Source organism: Streptomyces sp. NPDC032472, assembly GCF_040636955.1.
Taxonomy (GTDB): Bacteria; Actinomycetota; Actinomycetes; order Streptomycetales; family Streptomycetaceae; genus Streptomyces.
Genome location: NZ_JBEZVK010000070.1, coordinates 1 through 22,148, shown reverse-complemented (window position 1 = coordinate 22,148; position 22,148 = coordinate 1). Strand labels below are relative to the sequence as shown.

The 22,148-nt window shown below is 73.2% G+C and carries 16 protein-coding genes; 7 read left to right on the top strand and 9 right to left on the bottom strand.

Going from position 1 to position 22,148, the window contains the following annotated elements:
* The first annotated feature begins 160 nt into the window (after positions 1-160).
* The 4 genes from eccCa (at position 161) to AB0F11_RS31300 (ending at position 6,281) form a co-directional block, all read left to right on the top strand.
* Positions 161-4,126, top strand: coding sequence for a type VII secretion protein EccCa (eccCa, locus tag AB0F11_RS31315; protein WP_362180960.1), 3,966 nt, complete (start codon positions 161-163; stop codon positions 4,124-4,126).
* A 75-nt stretch (positions 4,127-4,201) separates the two neighbouring features.
* Positions 4,202-5,245 carry a hypothetical protein gene (locus AB0F11_RS31310; RefSeq protein WP_362180958.1) on the top strand — a complete coding sequence of 348 codons (1,044 nt, stop codon included), beginning with the start codon at positions 4,202-4,204 and terminating at the stop codon, positions 5,243-5,245.
* Between the two features lie 6 nt (positions 5,246-5,251).
* Positions 5,252-5,929: a hypothetical protein gene (locus AB0F11_RS31305; RefSeq protein WP_362180955.1), complete on the top strand. Its 678-nt coding sequence runs from the start codon at positions 5,252-5,254 to the stop codon at positions 5,927-5,929.
* A 106-nt stretch (positions 5,930-6,035) separates the two neighbouring features.
* Positions 6,036-6,281: a DUF397 domain-containing protein gene (locus AB0F11_RS31300; RefSeq protein ID WP_125544560.1), complete on the top strand. Its 246-nt coding sequence runs from the start codon at positions 6,036-6,038 to the stop codon at positions 6,279-6,281.
* A 108-nt stretch (positions 6,282-6,389) separates the two neighbouring features.
* Here the strand turns inward: AB0F11_RS31300 and AB0F11_RS31295 are convergent, their stop codons facing one another.
* The 4 genes from AB0F11_RS31295 to eccB all read right to left on the bottom strand — a co-directional run bounded on the left by AB0F11_RS31295 (position 6,390) and on the right by eccB (position 10,183).
* On the bottom strand, positions 6,390-6,698 hold the full coding sequence (locus AB0F11_RS31295) for a WXG100 family type VII secretion target (RefSeq protein ID WP_361905452.1): 309 nt from the start codon (positions 6,696-6,698) through the stop codon (positions 6,390-6,392).
* Positions 6,699-6,757: 59 nt separating this feature from the next.
* Positions 6,758-7,096 (bottom strand): hypothetical protein, encoded by a 339-nt coding sequence (locus tag AB0F11_RS31290; protein WP_362180952.1) that lies wholly within the window; start codon positions 7,094-7,096, stop codon positions 6,758-6,760.
* 214 nt (positions 7,097-7,310) lie between these two features.
* Complete coding sequence (gene mycP, locus AB0F11_RS31285) at positions 7,311-8,579, bottom strand: type VII secretion-associated serine protease mycosin (RefSeq protein ID WP_362180949.1); 1,269 nt, start codon at positions 8,577-8,579, stop codon at positions 7,311-7,313.
* An 11-nt stretch (positions 8,580-8,590) separates the two neighbouring features.
* A complete protein-coding gene (eccB, locus tag AB0F11_RS31280; RefSeq protein WP_362180946.1) occupies positions 8,591-10,183 on the bottom strand; it encodes a type VII secretion protein EccB in 1,593 nt (530 codons plus the stop codon).
* A 294-nt stretch (positions 10,184-10,477) separates the two neighbouring features.
* Here eccB and eccE point away from each other — a divergent pair, with 294 nt between their 5' ends.
* From eccE to AB0F11_RS31265, 3 genes are all read left to right on the top strand, one after another.
* Complete coding sequence (gene eccE, locus AB0F11_RS31275; protein ID WP_362180942.1) at positions 10,478-11,791, top strand: type VII secretion protein EccE; 1,314 nt, start codon at positions 10,478-10,480, stop codon at positions 11,789-11,791.
* Complete coding sequence (locus AB0F11_RS31270) at positions 11,788-12,498, top strand: hypothetical protein (RefSeq protein ID WP_362180939.1); 711 nt, start codon at positions 11,788-11,790, stop codon at positions 12,496-12,498. Before eccE ends, AB0F11_RS31270 begins: the two co-directional genes overlap by 4 nt.
* A gap of 1,267 nt (positions 12,499-13,765) precedes the next feature.
* Entirely contained in the window at positions 13,766-16,507 is a 2,742-nt protein-coding gene (locus tag AB0F11_RS31265; RefSeq protein ID WP_362180936.1) for an SCO5717 family growth-regulating ATPase, read from the top strand.
* A 103-nt stretch (positions 16,508-16,610) separates the two neighbouring features.
* Here the strand turns inward: AB0F11_RS31265 and AB0F11_RS31260 are convergent, their stop codons facing one another.
* The 5 genes from AB0F11_RS31260 to infB form a co-directional block, all read right to left on the bottom strand.
* Complete coding sequence (locus AB0F11_RS31260; RefSeq protein WP_362180933.1) at positions 16,611-17,567, bottom strand: bifunctional riboflavin kinase/FAD synthetase; 957 nt, start codon at positions 17,565-17,567, stop codon at positions 16,611-16,613.
* A gap of 369 nt (positions 17,568-17,936) precedes the next feature.
* A complete protein-coding gene (truB, locus tag AB0F11_RS31255) occupies positions 17,937-18,845 on the bottom strand; it encodes a tRNA pseudouridine(55) synthase TruB (protein ID WP_362180930.1) in 909 nt (302 codons plus the stop codon).
* A complete protein-coding gene (rbfA, locus tag AB0F11_RS31250) occupies positions 18,842-19,294 on the bottom strand; it encodes a 30S ribosome-binding factor RbfA (RefSeq protein ID WP_362180927.1) in 453 nt (150 codons plus the stop codon). The genes truB and rbfA overlap by 4 nt, the downstream gene beginning before the upstream one ends.
* Before the next feature lie 27 nt (positions 19,295-19,321).
* Positions 19,322-19,615 carry a DUF503 domain-containing protein gene (locus tag AB0F11_RS31245; protein ID WP_030161467.1) on the bottom strand — a complete coding sequence of 98 codons (294 nt, stop codon included), beginning with the start codon at positions 19,613-19,615 and terminating at the stop codon, positions 19,322-19,324.
* A 162-nt stretch (positions 19,616-19,777) separates the two neighbouring features.
* Positions 19,778-22,148 (bottom strand): translation initiation factor IF-2 (gene infB / locus AB0F11_RS31240; RefSeq protein WP_362180924.1); only part of this gene is annotated, 2,371 nt, incomplete at its 5' end.

The window sequence follows — 22,148 nt, the reverse complement described above, 5'->3', positions numbered from 1 at the left end:
CGGATTCGCGGATGCGCATACTGCGCGGGCCACCCTACCGGGAGTATGAGTGACTGTCGGCAAGTAGGATCACCGTCGCGCGGGGGAGAGCCCCTTCGCGCCCGGGACTTGAGGGCGCCGGCAGTTGCGTCCCGTCCGTTTTCGAGGGATTGATGCTCCGGTGAGTCAGATCGTCGTCAAACGCCCGCCGCGGTCCCTGCCGCCCGAAGTTCCCTCGGACGAGCTGAGGCTGGAGGCTCCGCCGGAGCTCCCGCGCGGGCAGCAGGAGAGCACGCTGATGCAGCTCCTGCCGATGCTCGGCATGGGTTCGTCGGTCGTCTTCTTCTTCATGCCGGGCGCGGCGCCGTTCATGCGCATCATGGGCGTGCTGATGCTGGTGTCCACGGTGTCCATGATCATTGCCCAGTTGGTGCGTCACCGGCGCGGTACGCAGGGGCAAATGGCCGATGTGCGCCGGGACTACCTGAAATACCTCGCGCAGACCCGCCGTCAGGTACGGCGGACCGCGCGGGCGCAGCGCGACGCGCAGCTGTACCTGCACCCGGCGCCCGAGCAGTTGTGGTCGGTGGTGGCCGAGGGCTCGCGGCTGTGGGAGCGGCGCGTGGGCGACGAGGACTTCGGCCAGGCCCGGCTGGGGCTGGGCGCGCAGCGCCTGGCCACTCCCCTGGTGGCGCCGGACACGGCTCCGGTGGACGAGTTGGAGCCGCTGACGGCGGGCGCGATGCAGCGCTTCCTGAAGGTGCACTCCTCGCTGGACGGGCTGCCGGTGGCGGTGTCGCTGCGGGCGTTCTACCACGTGGCGGTGTCCGGGGAGCCGGAGGCGGCGCGCGGGGTGGCGCGGGCGATGGTGGCCCAACTGGCGACGCTGCACTCCCCCGACGACATGGTGGTGGCCGTGGTGGCGGCGCCGGGTGCGGTGGCCTCGTGGGACTGGGTGAAATGGCTGCCGCACACCCAGGTGCCCGGGCAGGTCGACGGGGCGGGCAGCAAGCGGCTGTTCGGCGACGACCTGACCGAGGTGGAGGCGCTGCTCGCGCCGCGTCTGGAGGGGCGCCCGCGCTTCAGCCGGGACGTTTCTCCGGTGCTGGACCAGCCGCACCTGGTCATCGTGCTCGACGCCAACTCGCGCGGCGGGCTGGTGCCGCCGGACTCGGTGTTCGCGGCGGCCGAGGGGCTGCAGGGCGTGACCATCGTCGAGGTGGTCGCGGGTGAGCTGGACGAGCCCCGCGGCGGGCTGTCGGTCGTGGCGCGGCCGGGCCGGCTGCGCCTGGAGTCGGGCGGCGGCATCGCGTACGAGGGCGTGCCCGACAGCCTGTCGCTGCCGGCGGCCGAGGCCCTCGCGCGGCAGCTGGCGCCGCTGCGCACGGGCGGCGGTGACGACGACGAACCGCTGCTGGCCAACCTGGACTTCACCGACCTGCTGAACCTGGGCGACGCGGCCTCGATCGACGTGGCCCGGACCTGGCGACCGCGCTCGGCCGGTGAGCGGCTGCGCGTGCCGATCGGCGTCGGGGAGAACGGCGCGCCGGTCATGCTGGACCTGAAGGAGGCCGCGCAGGAGGGCATGGGCCCGCACGGCCTGTGCGTCGGTGCGACCGGTTCGGGCAAGTCGGAGCTGCTGCGCACGCTGGTGCTGGGCCTGGCGGTCACGCACACCTCGGAGACGCTGAACTTCGTCCTCGCGGACTTCAAGGGCGGTGCGACGTTCACCGGCATGGGGCAGATGCCGCACGTCGCGGCCGTCATCACCAACCTGGCGGACGACCTGACGCTCGTGGACCGCATGGGCGACTCGATCCGCGGCGAGCTGCAGCGCCGCCAGGAGCTGCTGCGCGCGGCGGGCAACTACGCCAACATCCACGACTACGAGAAGGCGCGCGCGGCGGGTGCCCCGCTGGAGCCGCTGGCCTCGCTGGTGCTGGTCATCGACGAGTTCAGCGAGCTGCTGACCGCCAAGCCCGACTTCATCGACATGTTCATCCAGATCGGCCGCATCGGCCGTTCGCTGGGCGTGCACCTGCTGCTGGCCTCGCAGCGCCTGGAGGAGGGCAAGCTGCGCGGCCTCGACACGTACCTGTCGTACCGCATCGGTCTGCGGACCTTCTCGGCGGCGGAGTCGCGCACCGCGATCGGCGTACCGGACGCCTATCACCTGCCGTCGGTGCCGGGTTCGGGCTACCTGAAGTTCGGTACGGACGAGATGACGCGGTTCAAGGCGGCGTACGTCTCCGGGGTGTACCGCTCGGGCGGGCCGGACCTGTCGGTGGGCCAGTTCCCGGTGGAGCGGCGCCCCGCGCTGTTCACGGCGACGCCGGTGCCGGTGGTGTACGCGGCGCCGGACCCGGCGTACCTGGCGGCGCAGACGAAGCGCGAGGACGACGCGCTGGCGGACACGGTGCTGGACGTGATCGTGGGCCGGCTGGAGGGGCAGGGCGTGCCGGCGCACCAGGTGTGGCTGCCGCCGCTGGACCAGGCCCCGCCGCTGGACCAGCTGCTGCCGGCGCTGGCGGCGTCGGCGGAGCGCGGGCTGCACGCGGAGGGCTACACGCGGCCGGGCGGGCTGGTCGTGCCGCTGGGCCTGATCGACAAGCCGTTCGAGCAGCGGCGCGAGGTGCTGTACCGGGACTTCTCCGGTGCGGCGGGCCACATGATGGTGGTGGGCGGCCCGCAGTCGGGCAAGTCCACGCTGATGCGGACGCTGATCTCCGCGTTCGCGCTGACGCACACCCCGCGGGAGGTGCAGTTCTACGGGCTGGACTTCGGCGGTGGCGGCATGTCGGCGGTGGCGGAGCTGCCGCACGTGGGCGGGATCGCCTCGCGCCTGGATCCGGAGCGGGTGCGGCGCACCGTCGCGGAGGTGGGGGGCATCCTCAACCGCCGCGAGGAGTTCTTCCGCTCGCACGGCATCGACTCGATCGCCACGTACCGGCGCAAGCGCGCGGCGGGCGAGCTGCCGGGCGAGCCGTGGGGCGACGTGTTCCTGGTCATCGACGGCTGGGGCGGCTTCAAGGGCGAGTACGAGGGCCTGGAGTCGGTGGTCACCGAGATCGCGGCGCGCGGTCTGGGCTACGGCATCCACGTGGTGATCACGGCGGCGCGCTACATGGAGGTGCGGGCCGCGCTGAAGGACCAGATGCTGAACCGGCTGGAGCTGCGGCTCGGCGACGTCATGGACTCCGAGTTCGACCGCAAGGTCGCGGCGAACGTGCCGACGGGGATGCCGGGCCGCGGCCAGGTGCCGGAGAAGCTGCACTTCCTGGGTGCGCTCCCGCGGATCGACGGCTCGCACGAGGCGGAGGACCTGTCGGAGGGCACGGCCGCGTTCGTGTCGATGGTGAAGCAGAACTGGGCGGGGGCCGCGGCCCCGGGCGTCCGGCTGCTGCCGCGGCTGCTGCACGCGGACCAGCTGCCCGGCGGCGGGGAGTTCCCCGGCCGCGGGATCGCGATCGGCATCGACGAGACCGACCTGGAGCCGGTGTTCGTCGACTTCGAGACCGACCCGTTCTTCCTGGTCTTCGGCGAGAGCGAGTCGGGCAAGACGAACCTGCTGCGGCTCATCGCCCAGCAGATCGCGCAGCGCTACACCCCCGACCAGGCCCGGCTGGTGGTCGGCGACTACCGGCGCAGCCTGCTCGGGGCGCTGCCGGAGGAGCACCTGCTGGAGTACGCGCCGATGGCGAGCTCGCTGCAGACGCACATGGAGGCGCTGGGCGGGGTGTTCTCCCGGCGCCAGCCGCCCACCGACGTCACCCCGCAGCAGCTGCGCGACCGCAGCTGGTGGACGGGCCCGGACGTGTACATCATCATCGACGACTACGACCTGGTGGCCACGAGCCAGGGCAATCCGCTGGCCCCGCTGGTGGAGTACCTGCCGTTCGCCCGGGACACCGGCGTCCGCTTCATCATCGCCCGCAACTCGGCGGGCGCCTCGCGGTCGCTGTACGAGCCGTTCATGCAGCGGATCAAGGAGCTGGGCGCGCAGGGCGTGGTGCTGTCGGGCGACCCGTCCGAGGGCGACCTCGTCGGCAACGTCCGCCCGCGGCCGATGCCGCCGGGCCGCGGCTACTTCTCCTCGCGCAAGCGCGGAAACTCCTTGGTCCAGCTGGGCCGCATGCCGGGCGCCTGAGGCACGCCGAGCCGTGGATGCCGGGGGCCCGCCTGGCGGGCCCCCGGCATCCGTATGCAATCGAAAGTGACGCCCATGTCCGATCACACCCCGCGAAGGCGGCGGCGGCCGCTGTTCGCCGCGCTGGCCGCGGCCTTGGCTCTGACGGCCGGCGCCGGGCTGCTCGTTCGGTCGGACACCGACGTGCTCGGGCAGGACCGCTTCTGCAAGGGCGCCCTCGACTCCGCCGAGGCCAGAGCGGCGCTCGCCGGACCCGGGCGGCTGGAGCAGGGCCACGGCTACGATGCCCGGGATCCGTCCTACTCCTTCTCGTGCACCGTCCAGCGCGCCGACGGGCTGCTCGGCGCGGGACGGCCGCGGATGACGGCCGAACTGTCCTTCGACGAGGCCGACTTCGCCTTCTCGGGGTCGCCGCTGTGGAAGAACGCCGCGGCCGGCTCCTACTTCGTGGGCGGAGCAACCGGGGCGGCCTCCGAGACGCAGGCCTGGGTGCTGCTGCCCAGCGGTTGCACCCACGAACTCCGGCCGGGCTACCGGCCCAGCCAGGTACCCGTACTCAAGCTCGACATGACCAGGGGCAGGGGGGAGCCCGTCGCGCTGGCGAAGGTCGCCATGAGCGCGGCGCGGCACGTCGCGGAGGGCCTCGGCTGCCAGGACACCCGCATGCTCAACACCCCCGCTCGCCTGCAGGGGCCGGTCGACGCCGACGATGCGGCGAACACCTGCGAGGTGCCCGGCTTCCGGTTGCCGCAGGCCGCTCTCCTCCCGGGGAAGGCGGAGCAGGGCACCTCCCGGGTCACCGGCCGCGGCTCGCGGACCCGGGCGTGCGAGGTGCAGCTGCGCGGCCCCGGTGAGCCCCGGATCACCCTGACGGTCAGCGACGACCCCGTCCTGACCCGGGGGGTCCGCCGCGACACGACGGCCACGGCCGACCACAGGCGGACCGTGGTCGCCTGCCCCTCCGGGGACCTGTACGTCGGCATGAGCCACAACGACGCCTACGGAAACCTGCTCCTGGACCAGGGAGGCGACGCGTTCGAGAAGGCCCGGTCGGCCCTCTTCGACTCCTTCTACCAGGCCGTGGTCAAGGACCGCGGGTGCCCGCCCAAGGGGGAATGACCAGCCGTGCACCACAGAGGATCCGCCACGATCCGTTCGCTCGTCCTCGGGGCCGTACTCGTCGCGGCCCTTGCCGGGTGCGGGGGCGGGGCGGGGAAGCCCGACCCGGCCGCCGTCTCGCTCATCGGGGACGCGAACCGGCAGATGCAGAAGGAATCCTTCCATTCCTCGGGCACCACGACCGCGTTCGCCGGCGCCAGGCAGGAGACCTGGTGGGATCCGGCGCAGGGCCTCCACATCGAGGTCACGGGCGGCGTGTCCGGCGATGTGTACTGCAAGGACGGGACCTCGTACACGAGTGCCGACCTGTTCGCCGCCGCGCTGAACCGGCGCGGGCAGCAGGTCACGGTTCCCCCGGAACTGCGCTCCGTCTACGTGACCACGAAGACGGAGCAGGGCTGCGCCTCGTACTTCTCCATCCCGGTGACGGGCAGGCACGCGACAAACGAGGACCGGAGCATCGGCGGCAGGAAGGCGTCCGCCGTCCGGGTCGCGGGGAAGGGTGCCGAGGACCTCTACTTCGTCGAGGACGGCACCCGGCGGCTGCTCCTGCTGGAGGCCCGGCGCGACGGCCGTACCAGCAGCACCGTCTACGACTCCTTCGGCGCGCAGAACCCGATCACCCTGCCGGTGGCGGAGAAGACCATGACGCTGGAGGCGTTCCGGTACCGGCTCGGGCTCTGATCAGGAGGATGATCCAGGGAAAGGCTCCCCCGGGCCGGGGCGCAGCACCGATAATCGGCAGCGGAGACCGCGGAGCACCACCGCACCGCCGAGGGAAAGGCCGCCCATGGGCACCCAGCAGGAGAAGGACGAGCTGTACGCGCTCGACATCAGCGGCGTGGAGTGGGAGGGCCCGCCCGGGACCAGCCCGGACGAGGAGCGCGTCGAGATCGCCCGGCTGCCCGAGGGCGCGGTGGCCATGCGGTCCTCGCTCGACCGGGACACCGTGCTGCGCTACACCGCCGCCGAGTGGGAGGCGTTCGTGCTCGGGGCCCGCGACGGCGAGTTCGATCTGGACCGCGGCCCGCACTGAGACCCGTACGCGGGCCGGGCGCACGGCGTGCGTACGCACGGAAGGGGCGCGCCCGCGGTGGGCGCGCCCCTTCCGTGCGATCCGGGCCGGACGGACCGGCCCCCGGGCTCAGTAGGCCTCGGTGAACAGGCGCGAGGCCTTCACGTCGGTGGCGCGGTAGTCGCCCTTGCCGCGCTCGATGAGCTGGGCGACGGTCTCGAGCTGGTTCTTCATGTGCTCGGCCTTGCCCTTGTACTTGCCCTGGAGCGTGACGTACGCCTGGTGCGCCTCACCGTCCCAGGTGTCGGTGACGACCTTCAGGGCCTGGTCCATGTCCTCCAGGTCCTTGATGATCTTCCGCGAGACGGCGCGGATGCGGTTCGCCATCTCCTGGACGCTCTCGTACCGTACCCGGGTGTGCCCGTCGGTGGCAGCCATGTTGTTCTCCTTCGCGCTGAGCTGGGCTGAGGTGGGCTGAGATCGACGACGTACGTCGGTCAGATGCCGTTGAGGCCGGAGCCGTTGCCACCGCCGGCGGGCTGCACGGCCTTGAAGGCGGCGCGCACGTCGTCGTCCTGGGCGTTGCTCAGGTTCTTGGTCTGGGCGACCGCGTTGTGCAGGACGCCGAGCAGGCGGCGGATCTCGTCGTGGTCCTCGTTGACCATGGTCTGGGCGTCGATGAAGCCCTGGGCACCCACACCGGTCCAGCCGGCGCTCACGGTGGCGAGGATGTCGGCCAGCTCTCGGGACTGGGTGGTGACGGCGTTGGCCGTGGTCTCGATGTTGTTCTTGGCCTTGACGATCGGATCGTCTGCAAGTCCGAAATTGTTGCTCATCCGAAGCTCCCTCACTTCTCAATTCGCCGGCAGAACCGGCGGATTGCGCAGCGGAGCGGAGGTTCCGGGCGCGAATCAACGCCGCGCAGCCGGGAATTCCCCCTCCGCTTCACGCGATCCCCCGATCACACTCGTGAAGCCTGGTGTCACTCTAGCCAGTTCATAGCACTGCCCCAACACCGACAGCCTGCTTCTGTCGATGAACTGTGACCGTTCACTGCAAACGGCGGCGGCGCCGGCGGGCGTCCCTGACGACCACCGCCGTCCCGGCGATGACGCAGATCAGCACCGTGCCGATGCCCAGAGCGTACGTGCCGAGGCGCTCCTCGCGCTCCTGCGCCGTCTCGGCGAGGTGCAGCGCCGCCGCCTGGGGGGCCGCCGCCGGGGGCGGGCCGGGGTCCGGTACGGGGGCCTTCGGCCGCTCGTGGTCCTGGGTGAGCGCGCGGACCGGGTCGACGACCCCCCAGCCGACGTAGTCGTCACGGCCCTTGACCGAGCGCTCCGCGGTGCCCTGGATCTGCCAGATCACCTCCTGCGGCGTCCAGTCGGGGTGCTTGGCCCGCAGCAGGGCGGCGACGCCGGCGACGTACGGGGCGGAGAAGCTGGTGCCGTTGTCGATGCACTGGCCGAAGCCGGGGACGGTGGAGACCATGTCGACGCCGGGGGCGGCGACGCCGATGAAGTCGCCCGGCTGGGAGAACGCGGCGCGCTCGTTGTTGCGGTCGGAGGCGGCCACGGCCAGGACGCCGGGGAAGGCCGCCGGGTAGGTCTTGCGCTTCTCGCCGGTCAGGCCGTCGTTGCCGGCCGAGGCGACGACCACGGCCTTGGCGTCGACGGCCCGCTGGACCGCCTTGCCGAGCTCGGAGTCGTTGGACAGGGCGGCGTCGGTGTCCTGGGAGATGTTGATGACCTGGGCGCCCTTGGAGACCGCGTGGTCGATGGCCTGGGCCAGGGAGAGGGCGTTGCCCTTGCCCTGCCCGTCGTTCTGCCGGATCGGGATGATCACGGACTCCGGGGCGAGGCCGACGAAGCCGGTGCCCTCCTGCTGGCGGGCCGCGATCAGGCCGGCCACCTTGGTGCCGTGGCCGACCGTGTCGACGGTGCCGTCACCGCCCTTGGGGTCGAGGAAGTCCTTGCCCGCGCCCACGTCGATGGCGCCGCTGAGCTGCGGGTTCACCCGGTCCACGCCGGTGTCGATGACGGCGACGCGGACGGGCTTGTTGTCCTTGTCCTTGCCCTTGGTCTGCGACCACAGGGCGTCCAGCAGGACCCGCTGGAGGGCCCAGGGGCGGTCGGCTATCTGCTTCTTCATCGGGAAGGTGCACTCGCCGCTGCCCGCGAGGCGCAGCGCGGGTGCGGATGCGGGTGCGGGAGTGGCGGTCGGGGCCGCCGTCGCCGGCGTGGTGGCGCAGACCGCCGCGGCCAGGGCGAGGGACGCGGACGCGGTCAGCAGGCCGCCGCGCCGGTACGCAGAGATGGTCATCGGCGGCGTCCTCACGAACCCTGGGGCTGGCGGGCGGAGTTGGTGTCCAGGCGGGGCCCCTTGGAGAGGAACTCCGACCACGCGATCGGCACCATGGCCGGCGTCACGCCCCCGTATCCGAGGCGGATCTGCGCCTGGCTGGCCTCGGGCCGGCCGTCGGTGGCGCCCTGGCCGGGCTGCTGCTCGGCGGCCCCGATCTTCGACTTCTCCGAGTCGCTGTCGCCGTTGGCCTGGACCGCGTACCGCAGGCCGGTGTCGGTGACGAGGAAGAGGGCGCCGCCCGCGGTGGTCTGCTTGCCCTGGACCTGTGTGTAGAGCAGGCCCGAGCCGGGCGTGACGTACGCGCTGGTGCCGCTGGCGGTGATGTCGATGGGGAAGCCGGTGCCGGCCCAGGTGCTCAGGACCTGGTTGCCCTGGCCGTCGACCGAGCGCAGCACGTTGCAGACGGTGTCGCGGGCCCCGGCGCCCTGTGCGGCGCCGCCGGCCGCGTCCGCGGGGCCGGTCTGGTTGATGCGGTCGGACTTCTTGCGCGGCCAGCGGGTCTCAGCCTTGAAGGCGGTGGCGTCCGGGTTGAGGGACTGCAGGTCCACCTCCCGCGGCTTGCCGTGCATGTTGAGGCCGTCGGTGGCGGGCGCCGAGATCAGCAGCCACGCCACGAAGTCCGAGACCGGGGCCACCTTTCCCGGCAGGACCACGTAGTGCTGCGCGCCGGAGCCGGTCTGTGCCCGGAGCACCATGCCGACCTTGTTGTCGGCGGTGCTCAGGCCCGGCACGTCGGCCTTGGTGCCGGCCGCGGCGGGGAGCTGCGGGAAGGCCAGGTCGTCACCGGAGTTGAGGGTGGCCAGCCACTGCTCGGTGACCTGCTGCGGGTTGGCGCCCGTGGTGCCGACCAGGGCGTTGGTCATCTTGCCCGCGTCGGCGCCGCCCTCGGGGAACTTGTACTTGGTCCCCGAGGCGTCGACCAGGTAGCGCTCCTTGCCGTTGCCGGTGCTCTGCACGTACAGCATCTGGCCGTCGGTGAGCTTGCGCTGGTCGTCGAGCAGGCCCGCCTCGCGGTCGGCCAGGACGAAGGTGGCGGTCTGCACCGTCTTTCCGTTGCCGCCCGGTGCCTGGCAGACGGCCCACCGCTTGGCCTTGCCGGCGTCCTGCGGGGCGGGCAGCCGGTCGGGCGCGTAGGCGATGCCGATGATGGGGCCGCGGGGCGCCTTGCCGCCGTCCAGGATCTTGTCGTCGATCTGGAGGACCTGGAACTTCTGCGGGTCCAGCAGGAGTCGGGCGGAGGCCAGGTTGAGGACCGGGTGCAGGCGGGTCTGGTCCTTGCCGTTCACCTTGGTCCGCAGCACCACGTACCGGGTCGTCGACTGCTTGCCGACGAGGACCTTGGTGCCGGGCTCGTCCCAGCCCTTGGGGGCCTGCGGCCTGAACATGCCCCAGGCGCCGAAGCCTGCGAGGACGACGGCTCCCGCGACCAGTCCGGGCACGATCGCGCGCAGGGGCTTGGGCGCGCCTTCCTCGGAGCCCGCCGCGGAAGGCTGGAGGAACGCGGCGACCGTCCGCCGCTTCGCAAAGGTGTACGCGTTGAGTTCATCACGCCGTGATGCCATGACCGTCTGCTTCTCCCCGCACGGCCCGGTCGGAGACTGCGGTCCCCGGGCCTCGATTGATCGGACCGGGGACCTACTATGCCTCTTGACGGCGGGTATCCACGGGCCGGGTAGGGTGTGGCTGCCGCTCGGCGCCCTCCACACCGGGGCAACCAGGGCCTGTTGGGGCGGATTGAGGATCTTCCGGGGACATGCGGCGGACCGGCGGACAGCGCGCTGCTCCGGCACCCACGGGTCTGGCCCTCTGGGCACCTCCCAGCGGTTGCTGGGGGAGAAAGGGGAGGTGGGCGACTGATGGCCACCGCGACGACGCAGCCGACGGCGCAGCCGACCGGGCAGCCGACGGGGCAGCCGCAGACGGGCGCTCCCGCACCCGCGCGCGGCGCGGTGACACCGAATCCGAAGTCGAGCCCCGGCCGCTTCGGACCGTTCCGACTGCAACAGCTCGTCCTGCTCCAGCTCGCCCTGGCGGCACTGCTGGTGGCCTGGGTCGTGGAGCCGCTGCTGCTGGTTCCGGCGGGTGTGCTCGCGCTCGTCCTGGTCGTCCTCGCCGTCGTACGCCGCCACCAGCGCTCGCTGCCCGAGTGGATCGGCGGCGCGCTCGCGCTGCGCTCCCGGCGCCGGCGGGCCGCCTCGTTCACGGTGCCCGCGGGTACGGAGCCGGGGCTGGCCCCGCTCGTCGAGGCGGAACCGGCGCTGCGGACCCTGACGTTCAGCGACCGCGACCGGCGGCCGGTCGGCATGGTCGGCGACGGCACGTTCCTGACCGCCGTGGTGCAGGTCGACACCGATGCCACCGCACTGCGCCCCGACCGCGGCGCCCGGCCGCTGCCGCTCGCGCTCGTACGGGACGTGCTCGAAGTGGACGGGATCCGGCTGGAGTCGGCGCAGCTGGTGCTGCACACCCAGCCCGCCCCCGCCCCGCACCTGCCGGCCCAGTCGATGGCCACCCGCAACTACGCCCCGCTCCAGGCCCAGACGGGCACCCCGGCGGTGCGGCTGACCTGGATCGCGCTCAAGCTGGACCCGGAGCTCTGCCCCGAGGCCGTCACCGCGCGCGGCGGCGGGCTCGCGGGCGCGCAGCGGTGCGTGGTGCGGGCCGCCGACCAGTTGGCGAGCCGGCTGGCCGGGGCCGGGTTCCGGGCCACCGTGCTGACCGAGCAGGAGCTGACCGCCGCCCTGGCCACCTCCTCGTGCGCGAACCCGATGGCCATCACCCAGGCGGGCCGCTCAGCCAGCACCGGCCGGCGCACCGAGGAGACTGCGCGGACCTGGCGCTGCGACGACCGGCGCCACACCACGTACTGGATAGGCCGCTGGCCGCAGCTCGGCGGCTCCGGGGCCGCTTCCCTGCCGCAGTTCGTGGCGCTGCTGACCTCGCTGCCGGCGCTGGCGACGAACTTCAGCCTGACGATCGCCCCCGACGAGCGGCAGGGCATCACGCTCGCCGGCCACGTCCGGGTCACCGGGCGCAGCGACGAGGAACTGGTGGCGGCCCGCCGGGAACTGGAGCGGGCGGCCCGCGGAGTGCGGACCGGGCTGGTCCGGCTCGACCGCGAACAGGTACCGGGGCTGCTGGCCTCGCTGCCGCTGGGAGGGGCGAGATGAAGAACAAGGTCAGGGGCGGCTTCGGGCTGGTCGGCCCGCGCCGGGAACGGCACACGGTCCCCGCGGCGGACCTGGACCTGCTGGCGCTGCCCGTCGCCGACGACGGGGTCGTCATCGGCGTGGACGCGCACGGGCGGCCCGCCGTGCTCGGCATCAACCGGCCCACCCCGTACGAGGTCACGCTCATCGGCGGCCTGTGGACCGCCCAGGTGCTGGCGCTGCGCGCCGCGGCCACCGGGGCCCGGGTCGCGGTGGAGACCGGACGCGGGCAGGTGTGGGCCGCGCTGGCCCAGGCCGCCGGGGGCGGGCAGCAGTGCGTGACGCTGCACGAGGTCGGCCGGGTGCCGCCGCAGGGCGCGTCGGCGGGCAGCCCGGTGCTGGTGGTCCGGGACTGCGGGATGCGGCCGCCGCGCGGGCGCGTGGTGGCCGGGCCGTGGCAGTCGGTGGTGACGCTGCTGCCGTATCTGAGCCCGACGGCGCCGCGGCTGCTGCAGAACTCCGCGCTGGTGGGCGTCCAGCGGGTGTCCCCCGACGAGGCCGAGCAGATCGGCCGGCTGATGAACCTGCCGCGGCAGACCGTGGAGTCGCTGCCGACGCTCGGCGACGGGGTCACCCTGTGGTGCACGCCGCGGGACCGGCAGTTCGTGATGACGCAGGGCACGGAGTCCGAAACCAACCTCTTGGGTCAAAGCCGCCGCATCGACTGACCCGGCCCGACCCGAACCCCGGCCCGCGCCCCGGCCCCTGCCCCCGGTCCGGGCTCCGGCCCCTGCCGGGCCCACTCGGCCCGGCCCTCTCCCCGGACGGGACTCCCGGCCCGAGACCCGGCCGACTCTCGCCGCCCCGTTCCGGTCCACTCCCCTGGGCCGGGTCCCCGGCCCGTCCCCGGGGGCTGCCCGGCGAGCCGCGGGCCTCGGCGGAGCCGTGGTCGCCCGTGCCCTGGCCGGCCACTTCACCGAGGCCCGCGCCGCGGCCCTGCGCGGGGGGCCCGGGCGCAGACCCGCTACCGGGAAGACCCGGTCCGGCTACCTGCTGTCCGGTCGGGCCGGTCGGCGCGTACGGTGCACGGGAGTCGTGGCGTTTCGGCCTTGTCGGCGTTTCCCCTCCCCGCCCCTTCCCGAAACCGGGGCTCTGCCCCCGGACCCCGTTCGCCTCAAACGCCGGCGGGGCTGGGATGGTTCGGTGGGGCTGGGATGGTTCGGTGGGGCTGGGATGGTTCGGTGGGGCTGGGATGGTTCGGTGGGGCTGGGATGGTTCGGTGGGGCTGAAAAACCCGCGCGCTTCGCGCCCGGTGCGCTCAAACGCCGCGCGGGCTGGATTGTGCCGCTGCGCGGCAATTCCAGCCCCGCCGGCACTATCCAGCCTCGCCGGCGTTTGAGGCGCGGGGGTCCGGGGGCAGAGCCCCCGATCTTTGAGCCGCGCCGGCGATTGAGGCGCGGGCATGCCGGGGGCAGAGCCACGACCTTTCAGCCCCGCCGGCGGTTGAGGCGGGCGGGGTCCGGGGCCGCAGGCCACGGTTTCGGGAAGGGGCGGGGTGGGGTGAAAGACATCGGCGAAGCCGCCGGGGCCGGGCGGGAACCTCCCCGGGGTCAAGACGCGTCCCCGGAAGGGGCTTCGCAGGGCTCCCGGGCGCATGCGGCGGGGTGCGGGGATCGCCCGGCGGTCAACGGCGCGTACGTCTAACAGGGGAGGGCGAGCCGGGAGTAGCACCGACTCCCCCGCGGGATGGGCGTCGCCCAGCGGCATCGGCCCGCTGGTCGGGGGTGTGGCCCGTGCGGCCGGTTTGGGACGGGCTGCCGACAGGGCACCGGGACCCACCGCCCCAGCCCGGCAACGGAGTTGCCCCCAAAGGGATACGGCGGAACCACCGCCCGCCGCGAGCCGGGGCGGACACCGGTGTCGGCACGCGATTAGGCTGAGCGTGGGCGCGGCGTGAGGGGCGCCGGACCAGCGTTCGACAGACCAGGAGGACCAGTGAGCGGCGATCGGAACGAGAGGCGCGGCGGGACGTGGGACGTCCCGACGGACGATCAGTCCGACGCGGAGCCCGAGATGACGGGCGAGTTCACCATCGACTACACCCCGCCGGCCTGGTACACGCAGAGCGCGGCCCCCGCCACGCCGGTACCGGACCTGCCCGAGGGCAGCGGCTTTGAACCCCACAGGCCGTCCGACGTGGCCTCGCCCCCGACGATGCGGATCGCCCCGCCGGCCCCGCGGACGCCGTCCGACGCCGCGGCCGTCCCCGCGCCCGCGGCCGAAGCCGCCGTAGCGGCCCCCGCTCCGGCGGACACGGCCCCCGCCGCCCTGCCGGCTCCTGCACCGGCGCCCGTGCTGGAGGCCGCGCCCGCGGCTCCGGCCGACGCCTTGGCCGTACCGGTACCGCCGGCGCCCGCCCTGGAGGCCGCGCCCGCGCCCGCTCTCCCGGCTCCCGCGCCTGCGCCCGCGCCCGCGCCCGCGGAGGGCACGGTCCCGGCCGGCGGGCCCTTCAGCACGCCCGTCGACGGCACGCCCGTGCTGCCGCCCGCCCCCACCTCCGCCCCCGCTGCCGAAGGCGCGCCGTCGTCCGGCAAGGGCATCGTGCTGGGCAAGGCTCCGGCCCTGCGGCACGACACCCCGCCCGACGGAACGGCGCTGCCCTTCACGGGCGAGCCCGCGGCCCCGCCGGCGTCGGAGGCCGCGGAGGCCGTCAGCCCCGCGCCTGCGCCTCACCCGGCCGTGGCGGCCGCCTTCGAGGGAGCCGCCGGCGAACTCCCGCCGCTGCCGCCCGCGTTCGCCGCCCCGCCGACCCCGCAGGCCGACGCGAACGACTACACGTTCCCGCCGACCCCGCAGGGCGGCTACGGCTTCCCGCCCGTCCCCCCGGGCCCCGCGCAGCCCCAGCCCGACGCCAACGCCCAGCAGGCGCCCGCACCGACCCCGCAGGAGGGGCACACCTTCCCGCCGGCCCCGCAGGGCGGCTACGGCTTCCCGCCCGTCCCCCCGGGCCCCGCGCAACCGCAGGCCGACGCCAACGCCCAGCAGGCGCCCGCACCGACCCCGCAGGAGGGGTACGCCTTCCCGCCGGCGCCCGCGCAGCCGCAGCCCGAGGCCAGCGCCCCGGCCTTCGCGGCCGCACCGCAGGACGGCTATGCCTTCCCGCCCGCCCCGCAGGGCGGTTACGGTTTCCCGGGGCCCGCGCCCCAGCAGGCGTCCGTGCCCGCCCCGCAGGACGGGTACGCCTTCCCGCACATCCCGACCGGCCCGGCGCAGCCGCAGGTGCAGCCGCAGGTGCAGCCGCCCGCCGACGCCGGCGGTTACGCGTTCCCGCCGGCGCAGCAGGCCCCCGTACCCGCGCCGCAGGACGGATACGGGTTCCCGCCCGCCGCCCCCGCCCCCGCGCAGCCGCAGCCGCAGGCCCCCCAGCCCCAGCCGCAGCCCCACCCGCAGGCCGACCCCCGCGCCGCCGGCGCCCCCTGGGGCGGTCCCCAGGCGGGCCCGCAGCCGGGCCCTCAGCCGCACGACCCCCGCTACCAGCCCGGCCCCGTCTCCGGCGGCGGCGCGCCGCTCGGCTACACGGCCGCGGTCGAGCTGTCCTCCGACCGGCTGCTGCGCGGCAAGCAGAAGCCCCGCCCCCAGCGCTCCGGCTTCCGCTTCGGCGGGAAGGCCGCCGAGGCCGACCGCCTGCGCAAGCTGGAGCTCATCCGCACCCCGGTGATGTCCTGCTACCGCATCGCCGTGATCAGCCTCAAGGGCGGCGTCGGCAAGACCACGACCACCACCGCCCTCGGCGCGACCCTCGCGAGCGAGCGCCAGGACAAGATCCTGGCCATCGACGCGAACCCGGACGCCGGCACCCTCGGCCGCCGCGTGCGCCGTGAGACCGGCGCCACGATCCGGGACCTGGTCCAGGCGATCCCGTACCTGAACTCGTACATGGACATCCGGCGGTTCACCTCCCAGGCCCCCTCCGGCCTGGAGATCATCGCCAACGACGTGGACCCGGCCGTCTCCACCACCTTCAACGACGAGGACTACCGCCGCGTCATCGAGACCCTCGGCCGCCAGTACCCGATCATCCTCACCGACTCCGGCACCGGGCTGCTCTACTCCGCCATGCGCGGCGTCCTGGACCTCGCCGATCAGCTGATCATCATCTCGACCCCGTCGGTGGACGGCGCGAGCAGCGCCAGCACCACCCTCGACTGGCTCTCCGCACACGGCTACGGCGACCTCGTCTCCCGCTCGCTCACCGTCATCTCAGGGGTCCGCGAGACCAGCAAGATGATCAAGATCGAGGACATCGTCCAGCACTTCGAGACCCGCTGCCGCGGCGTGGTCGTGGTCCCGTTCGACGAACACCTCGCGGCCGGCGCCGAGGTCGACCTCGACCTGATGCGGCCGAAGACCCGCGAGGCGTACTTCAACCTCTCCGCGCTGGTGGCCGAGGACTTCCTGCGGGCCGCCCAGCAGGCCCCGCAGAACGGCCAGTGGGGAGCCCCGCAGCAGCCGCAGCAGTCGCAGCAGCCCCAGCCCTATCCCCAGCAGCAGGTCCAGCCCGGCCAGCCGTATCCGCAGCAGCCCCAGCCGCAGCCCGGCCAGCCCCCGTACCAGCAGCCCCCGCAGCCGTACGCCGGCGGCCAGCCCCAGCCCCAGCCCTACCCGCAGCAGCCGGGCCAGCCCTGGCCGGGCCAGCCCGGCCAGGCGCAGCCCCCGCGGGACCCGCGCCTCGGCTGAGGCGGGCGGGATCGGATCAGATCGGATCCCCGGCACACGCAGGAGGGCCCGTACCGTCCCCGGACGGTACGGGCCCTTCCCGCAGCAGCAGCAACGGCAGCGCTCAGTGCTCGGCGTCGTACTCCTCGGTCAGCGTCCGCGCGCGCTTCACGTCGTCCGCGATCGCCTCCAGGAGCCCCTCCAGCGAATCGAACTTCGCCATGCCGCGGACGTACGCGAGGAAGTCCACGGTGACGTGGAGCCCGTACAGGTCGAGGCCGACGCGGTCGATCGCGTACGCCTCCACGGTCCGCTCGGTGGCGTCGAACTGGAGGTTGGTCCCGACGGAGATCGCGGCCGGCATCCGCTCGCCGTTCGCCGTCAGCCAGCCCGCGTACACCCCGTCGGCCGGAATGGCGGTGTGCGGCGGGGTCTCGACGTTGGCCGTGGGGAAGCCGAGCTCGCGGCCGCGCTGCGCGCCGCGCACGACGATGCCCTCGACGCGGTGCGGCCGCCCCAGGATCTCGGCCGCGCCCTCCATGTCGCCCTCGGCCACCAGCTTGCGGGCGAGGGTCGAGGAGAACGGCACGCCGCCGCCCGCCGCGCCCCGCTCCACCAGGTCCACGACCTCGACCTCGTAGTCGTAGGTGGCGCCCAGCTCGCGCAGGAAGTCGACGTTGCCGGCGGCCCGGTGGCCGAAGCGGAAGTTCGGGCCCTCGATGACGCCGCACGCGTGCAGCTTGTCGACGAGGACCTTGACGATGAAGTCGGCCGGGGAGAGCTGCGAGAACTCCGCCGTGAACGGCAGGATCAGCAGGGCGTCCACCCCGAGCTCGACCATCAGTTCGGCACGGCGGTCGTACGGGGCCAGGATCGGCGGATGGCTGCCGGGACGGACGACCTCGCTCGGGTGCGGGTCGAAGGTGACGACGACGGAGGGGACGCCGAGCGCGCGCGCCTTGGCCACGGCCCGCCCGATGATCAGCTGATGGCCCCGGTGCACACCGTCGTACGAGCCGATGGTGACGACGCTGCGTCCCCAGTCCTGGGGGATGTCCTCCAAGCCACGCCAGCGCTGCACTGTGACCGCTCCTCGCCCGAACCGTGTAGGCCCTGTACTGGTTGCCGATTGCAGGTCTAAGACTGCCATGTCCGCGCCCGGCGGCCCGCATCGGTACCGGGCAGTGTCATCTCGGGCGGGCGGGCCGGAGGGCGGCCGCCGTCGGGAGCCGGGGGGCACGCGGCGCAAAAGCGCCCCCTTGTGCCCCCTCCAGTCACTCCGCGCGCCTGCTCGGTCGGGTGAATACCGGGCTTCGGCTGGATAGAGACCTACCCGAGGGGGGTCGTGGAGCGGTGAGCAGCGACCGAACGATGTGCGCTCACCGCTCCACGTCAACGCCGGCGCCGGCGCCGACCGGTCAGGATCCCGAGATCCCGAGCCCTGCGGGGCTCAGGCGAAGACCGCCAGCGACTTGGCCTTGCCGCCCTTGTTCTCCACGAGGCCGAGCAGCTGCCCCTGCGGTCCGAAGACCGCCACCGTCCGGCCGGTCTCGTAGGCCTCCGGCATTTCGATCCGCACGCCGTTGGCGAGCAGCGAGGCCCGCCGGGCGTCCAGGTCCCAGCGCGGGAACGCCGCGGCCGCCGCCTCGCCGATCGGCATGACGGTCAGCTCCTCCTGGAGCTGGTCCAGCGTGCGCGCCCGGTCGAGCTTGTACGGGCCCACCCGCGTGCGCCGCAGCGCGGTGAGGTGGCCGCCGACGCCGAGGTCGGCGCCCAGGTCGCGGGCCAGGGCGCGGATGTAGGTACCGCTGGAGCAGACGACGGAGACGACGAGGTCGACGACCTTGGTGCCGTCCTCGGCCTGCGCCTCGCGCATGTCGTAGACCTGGAACGAGGAGACCGTCACCGGCCGGGCCGGGATGTCGAAGTCCTCGCCGTCCCGGGCGCGCTTGTAGGAGCGCACACCCTTGATCTTGATGGCGCTGACCTTGGACGGGACCTGCATGATCTCGCCGGTCAGCTTGGCGATGCCCGCGTCGACGGCCTCGCGCGTGACCCCGGAGGCGTCCGCGCAGGAGGTGATCTCGCCCTCCGCGTCGTCGGTCAGGGTGTTCTGGCCGAGGCGGATCGTCCCGAGGTATTCCTTCTCGGTGAGCGCGAGGTGGCCGAGGAGCTTGGTGGCCTTCTCGACGCCCAGGACGAGGACGCCCGTCGCCATCGGGTCGAGCGTGCCCGCGTGGCCGACGCGGCGGGTCTTGGCGATCCCGCGCATCTTGGCGACCACGTCGTGCGAAGTGAAGCCGGACGGCTTGTCGACGATGACAAGGCCGTCCGGAGTCTTCCCTGCGTTGGTGCTCATTCCGCCGCCGCGTCCTCGTCCTCGTCCTCGCCCGGCTTCTTGTACGGGTCGGCCTCGCCGGCGTACTCGGCGCCCGAGGAGGCCTCGCGCACCGCGGCGTCGGAGAGCCGCGCCTTGTCGAGGAGGTCCTCGATCGTCCGGGCGGTGTCCGGGAGGGCGTCCGCCACGAAGGTCAGGGTCGGCGTGAACTTGGTGCCCGCCACCCGGCCGACCGCGGAACGCAGCATGCCCTTGGCACTCTCGAGGCCGGCGGCCGCGCTGGCCCGGTCCTCGTCGTCGCCGTACACCGTGTAGAAGACCGTGGCCTCCCGCAGGTCACCGGTGACCCGGGTGTCCGTGATCGTCACGTGCGTACCGAGGCGCGGGTCCTTGATGCCTCGCTGCAGCTTCTGGGCGACCACCTCCCGGATGAGGTCCGCCAGCTTCTTCGCCCGCGCATTGTCGGCCACTGGTCCGTCTCCTTCTTCGTCTTGCAATCAGTCTTCATCACCGTGGAGCCGCCGGCGTACCGACAGCAGCTCCACTTCCGGACGGGCCGCGACCAGCCGCTCGCAGCGGTCGAGTACGTCCGAGAGGAACCCCGTGTCCCCACTCACCAGGGCGACCCCGATACGGGCCCTGCGGTGGAGGTCCTGGTCGCCCACTTCTGCCGCGCTCACCGAGAACTTCCGTTGGAGCTCGGCGACGATGGGTCGGACTACGGAGCGTTTCTCCTTCAGCGAGTGAACGTCGCCGAGGAGCAGGTCGAAGGACAGAGTCCCCACGTACATGCAGTTCCGGATGTCCCGCCGGTCCGGGTTCGGTGGCCTGCCGGCCGACGCGCGGCAGGGTCACCAGAACCGTACACGCAACGGCCGGGGCCGATCGACGGATATTCCGCCGACCGGCCCCGGTGTTACGACACGGTGCGATGTGTGCGATGTGGCTCGCGCTTACGCGCGGGGCTTCTCGCGCATCTCGTACGTCGCGATGACGTCGTCGATCTTGATGTCGTTGAAGTTTCCGAGGTTGATACCGCCCTCGAAGCCTTCGCGGATCTCGGTGACGTCGTCCTTGAAGCGGCGCAGACCGGTGATCGTGAGGTTCTCGGCGACGACCTTGCCGTCGCGGAGCAGGCGCGCCTTGGTGTTGCGCTTGACCTCGCCGGAGCGGATGAGGACACCCGCGATGTTGCCCAGCTTGGACGAGCGGAAGACCTCGCGGACCTCCGCCGTACCGAGCTCGACCTCTTCGTACTCCGGCTTGAGCAGACCCTTCAGGGCCGCCTCGATCTCCTCGATGGCCTGGTAGATCACCGAGTAGTACCGGACGTCGACGCCCTCGCGCTCCGCCATCTGCGCGGCACGGCCGGCCGCACGGACGTTGTAGCCGATGACGATGGCGTCGGAGCCCATCGCCAGGTCGATGTCGGACTCGGTGACCGCACCCACACCGCGGTGCAGGACGCGGATGTCGACCTCTTCGCCGACGTCGAGCTGGAGCAGCGAGGACTCCAGGGCCTCGACCGCACCGGACGCGTCGCCCTTGATGATGAGGTTGAGTTCCTGGACCAGACCGGCCTTGAGCACGGAGTCGAGGTCCTCGAGGGACACGCGACGGACGCGCTTGGCGAAGTTGGCGTTGCGCTCGCGCGCAGCACGCTTCTCGGCGATCTGGCGGGCGGTGCGGTCCTCGTCGACGACGAGGAAGTTGTCGCCGGCGCCGGGGACGTTGGTGAGACCCAGGACCAGGACGGGGGTCGACGGACCCGCTTCCTCGACGTTGTTGCCCTTGTCGTCGAGCATCGCGCGGACACGGCCGTACGCGTCGCCCACGACCATCGTGTCGCCGACGCGGAGGGTACCGCGCTGGACGAGGACGGTCGCGACGGCACCGCGGCCGCGGTCGAGGTGGGACTCGATCGCAATACCCTGGGCGTCCTGCTCGGGGTTGGCGCGCAGGTCGAGGGCGGCGTCCGCGGTCAGGACCACGGCCTCCAGCAGCTTGTCGATGTTCAGACCCTGCTTGGCGGAGATGTCGACGAACATCGTGTCGCCGCCGTACTCCTCGGCCACCAGGCCGTACTCGGTCAGCTGACCGCGCACCTTGGTCGGGTCCGCACCCTCGACGTCGATCTTGTTGACCGCGACCACGATCGGCACGTCGGCCGCCTTGGCGTGGTTCAGGGCCTCGATCGTCTGCGGCATGACGCCGTCGTTGGCCGCCACCACGAGGATCGCGATGTCGGTCGACTTCGCACCGCGGGCACGCATGGCGGTGAACGCCTCGTGACCCGGGGTGTCGATGAAGGTGATCCGGCGGTCCTCTTCGTTGACGTTGGCCGCCACCTGGTAGGCACCGATGTGCTGGGTGATGCCGCCGGCCTCGCCCGCGACCACGTTGGTCTTGCGGATCGCGTCGAGGAGGCGGGTCTTGCCGTGGTCGACGTGACCCATGACGGTCACGACCGGCGGACGCGGCAGCAGGTACTCCTCGCCGCCCTCGTCCTCGCCGAACTCGATGTCGAAGGACTCGAGCAGCTCGCGGTCCTCCTCCTCCGGGCTGACGATCTGAACCGAGTAGTTCATCTCGCCGGCGAGGAGCTGGAGGGTCTCGTCGGAGACGGACTGCGTGGCAGTGACCATCTCGCCGAGGTTCATCATGACCGCGACCAGCGACGCCGGGTTGGCGTTGATCTTCTCCGCGAAGTCGGTGAGGGACGCACCGCGCGACAGGCGAACGGTCTCGCCGTTGCCGCGGGGCAGCATCACGCCGCCCACGGACGGGGCCTGCATGGCCTCGTACTCCTGGCGCCTCTGACGCTTCGACTTGCGGCCGCGACGGGCCGGACCGCCGGGACGGCCGAACGCACCCTGCGTGCCGCCACGGGCACCCGGGCCGCCGGGACGGCCGCCGAAGCCGGGACGACCGCCGCCAGCACCGGCCGGGCCGCCGCCGAAGCCGCCGCCGCCGGGACGCGGGCCGCCGAAGCCGCCGCCGGCCGGACGCGAGCCCGGACCGGCCGGACGGCCGGCGAAGCCGCCGCCGGGACGACCGGCGCCACCGCCGGGACGCGGACCGCCGGCACCGGGACGGCCGGGGCCGCCGCCGGGACGCGGGCCGGGACCGCCGGCAGCGGGACGCTGCGGCATCATGCCCGGGTTCGGACGGTTGCCGCCGGGGGCCGGACGCGGGGCGCCCTGCGGACGGGGCATGCCGCCCGGGGTCGGACGCGGGCCGCCGGGGCCCTGCGGACGCGGAGCGCCGCCGGGACCGGCCTGCGGACGCGGGGCGCCCGGGGCACCGGCGCCGGGGGCACCGGGG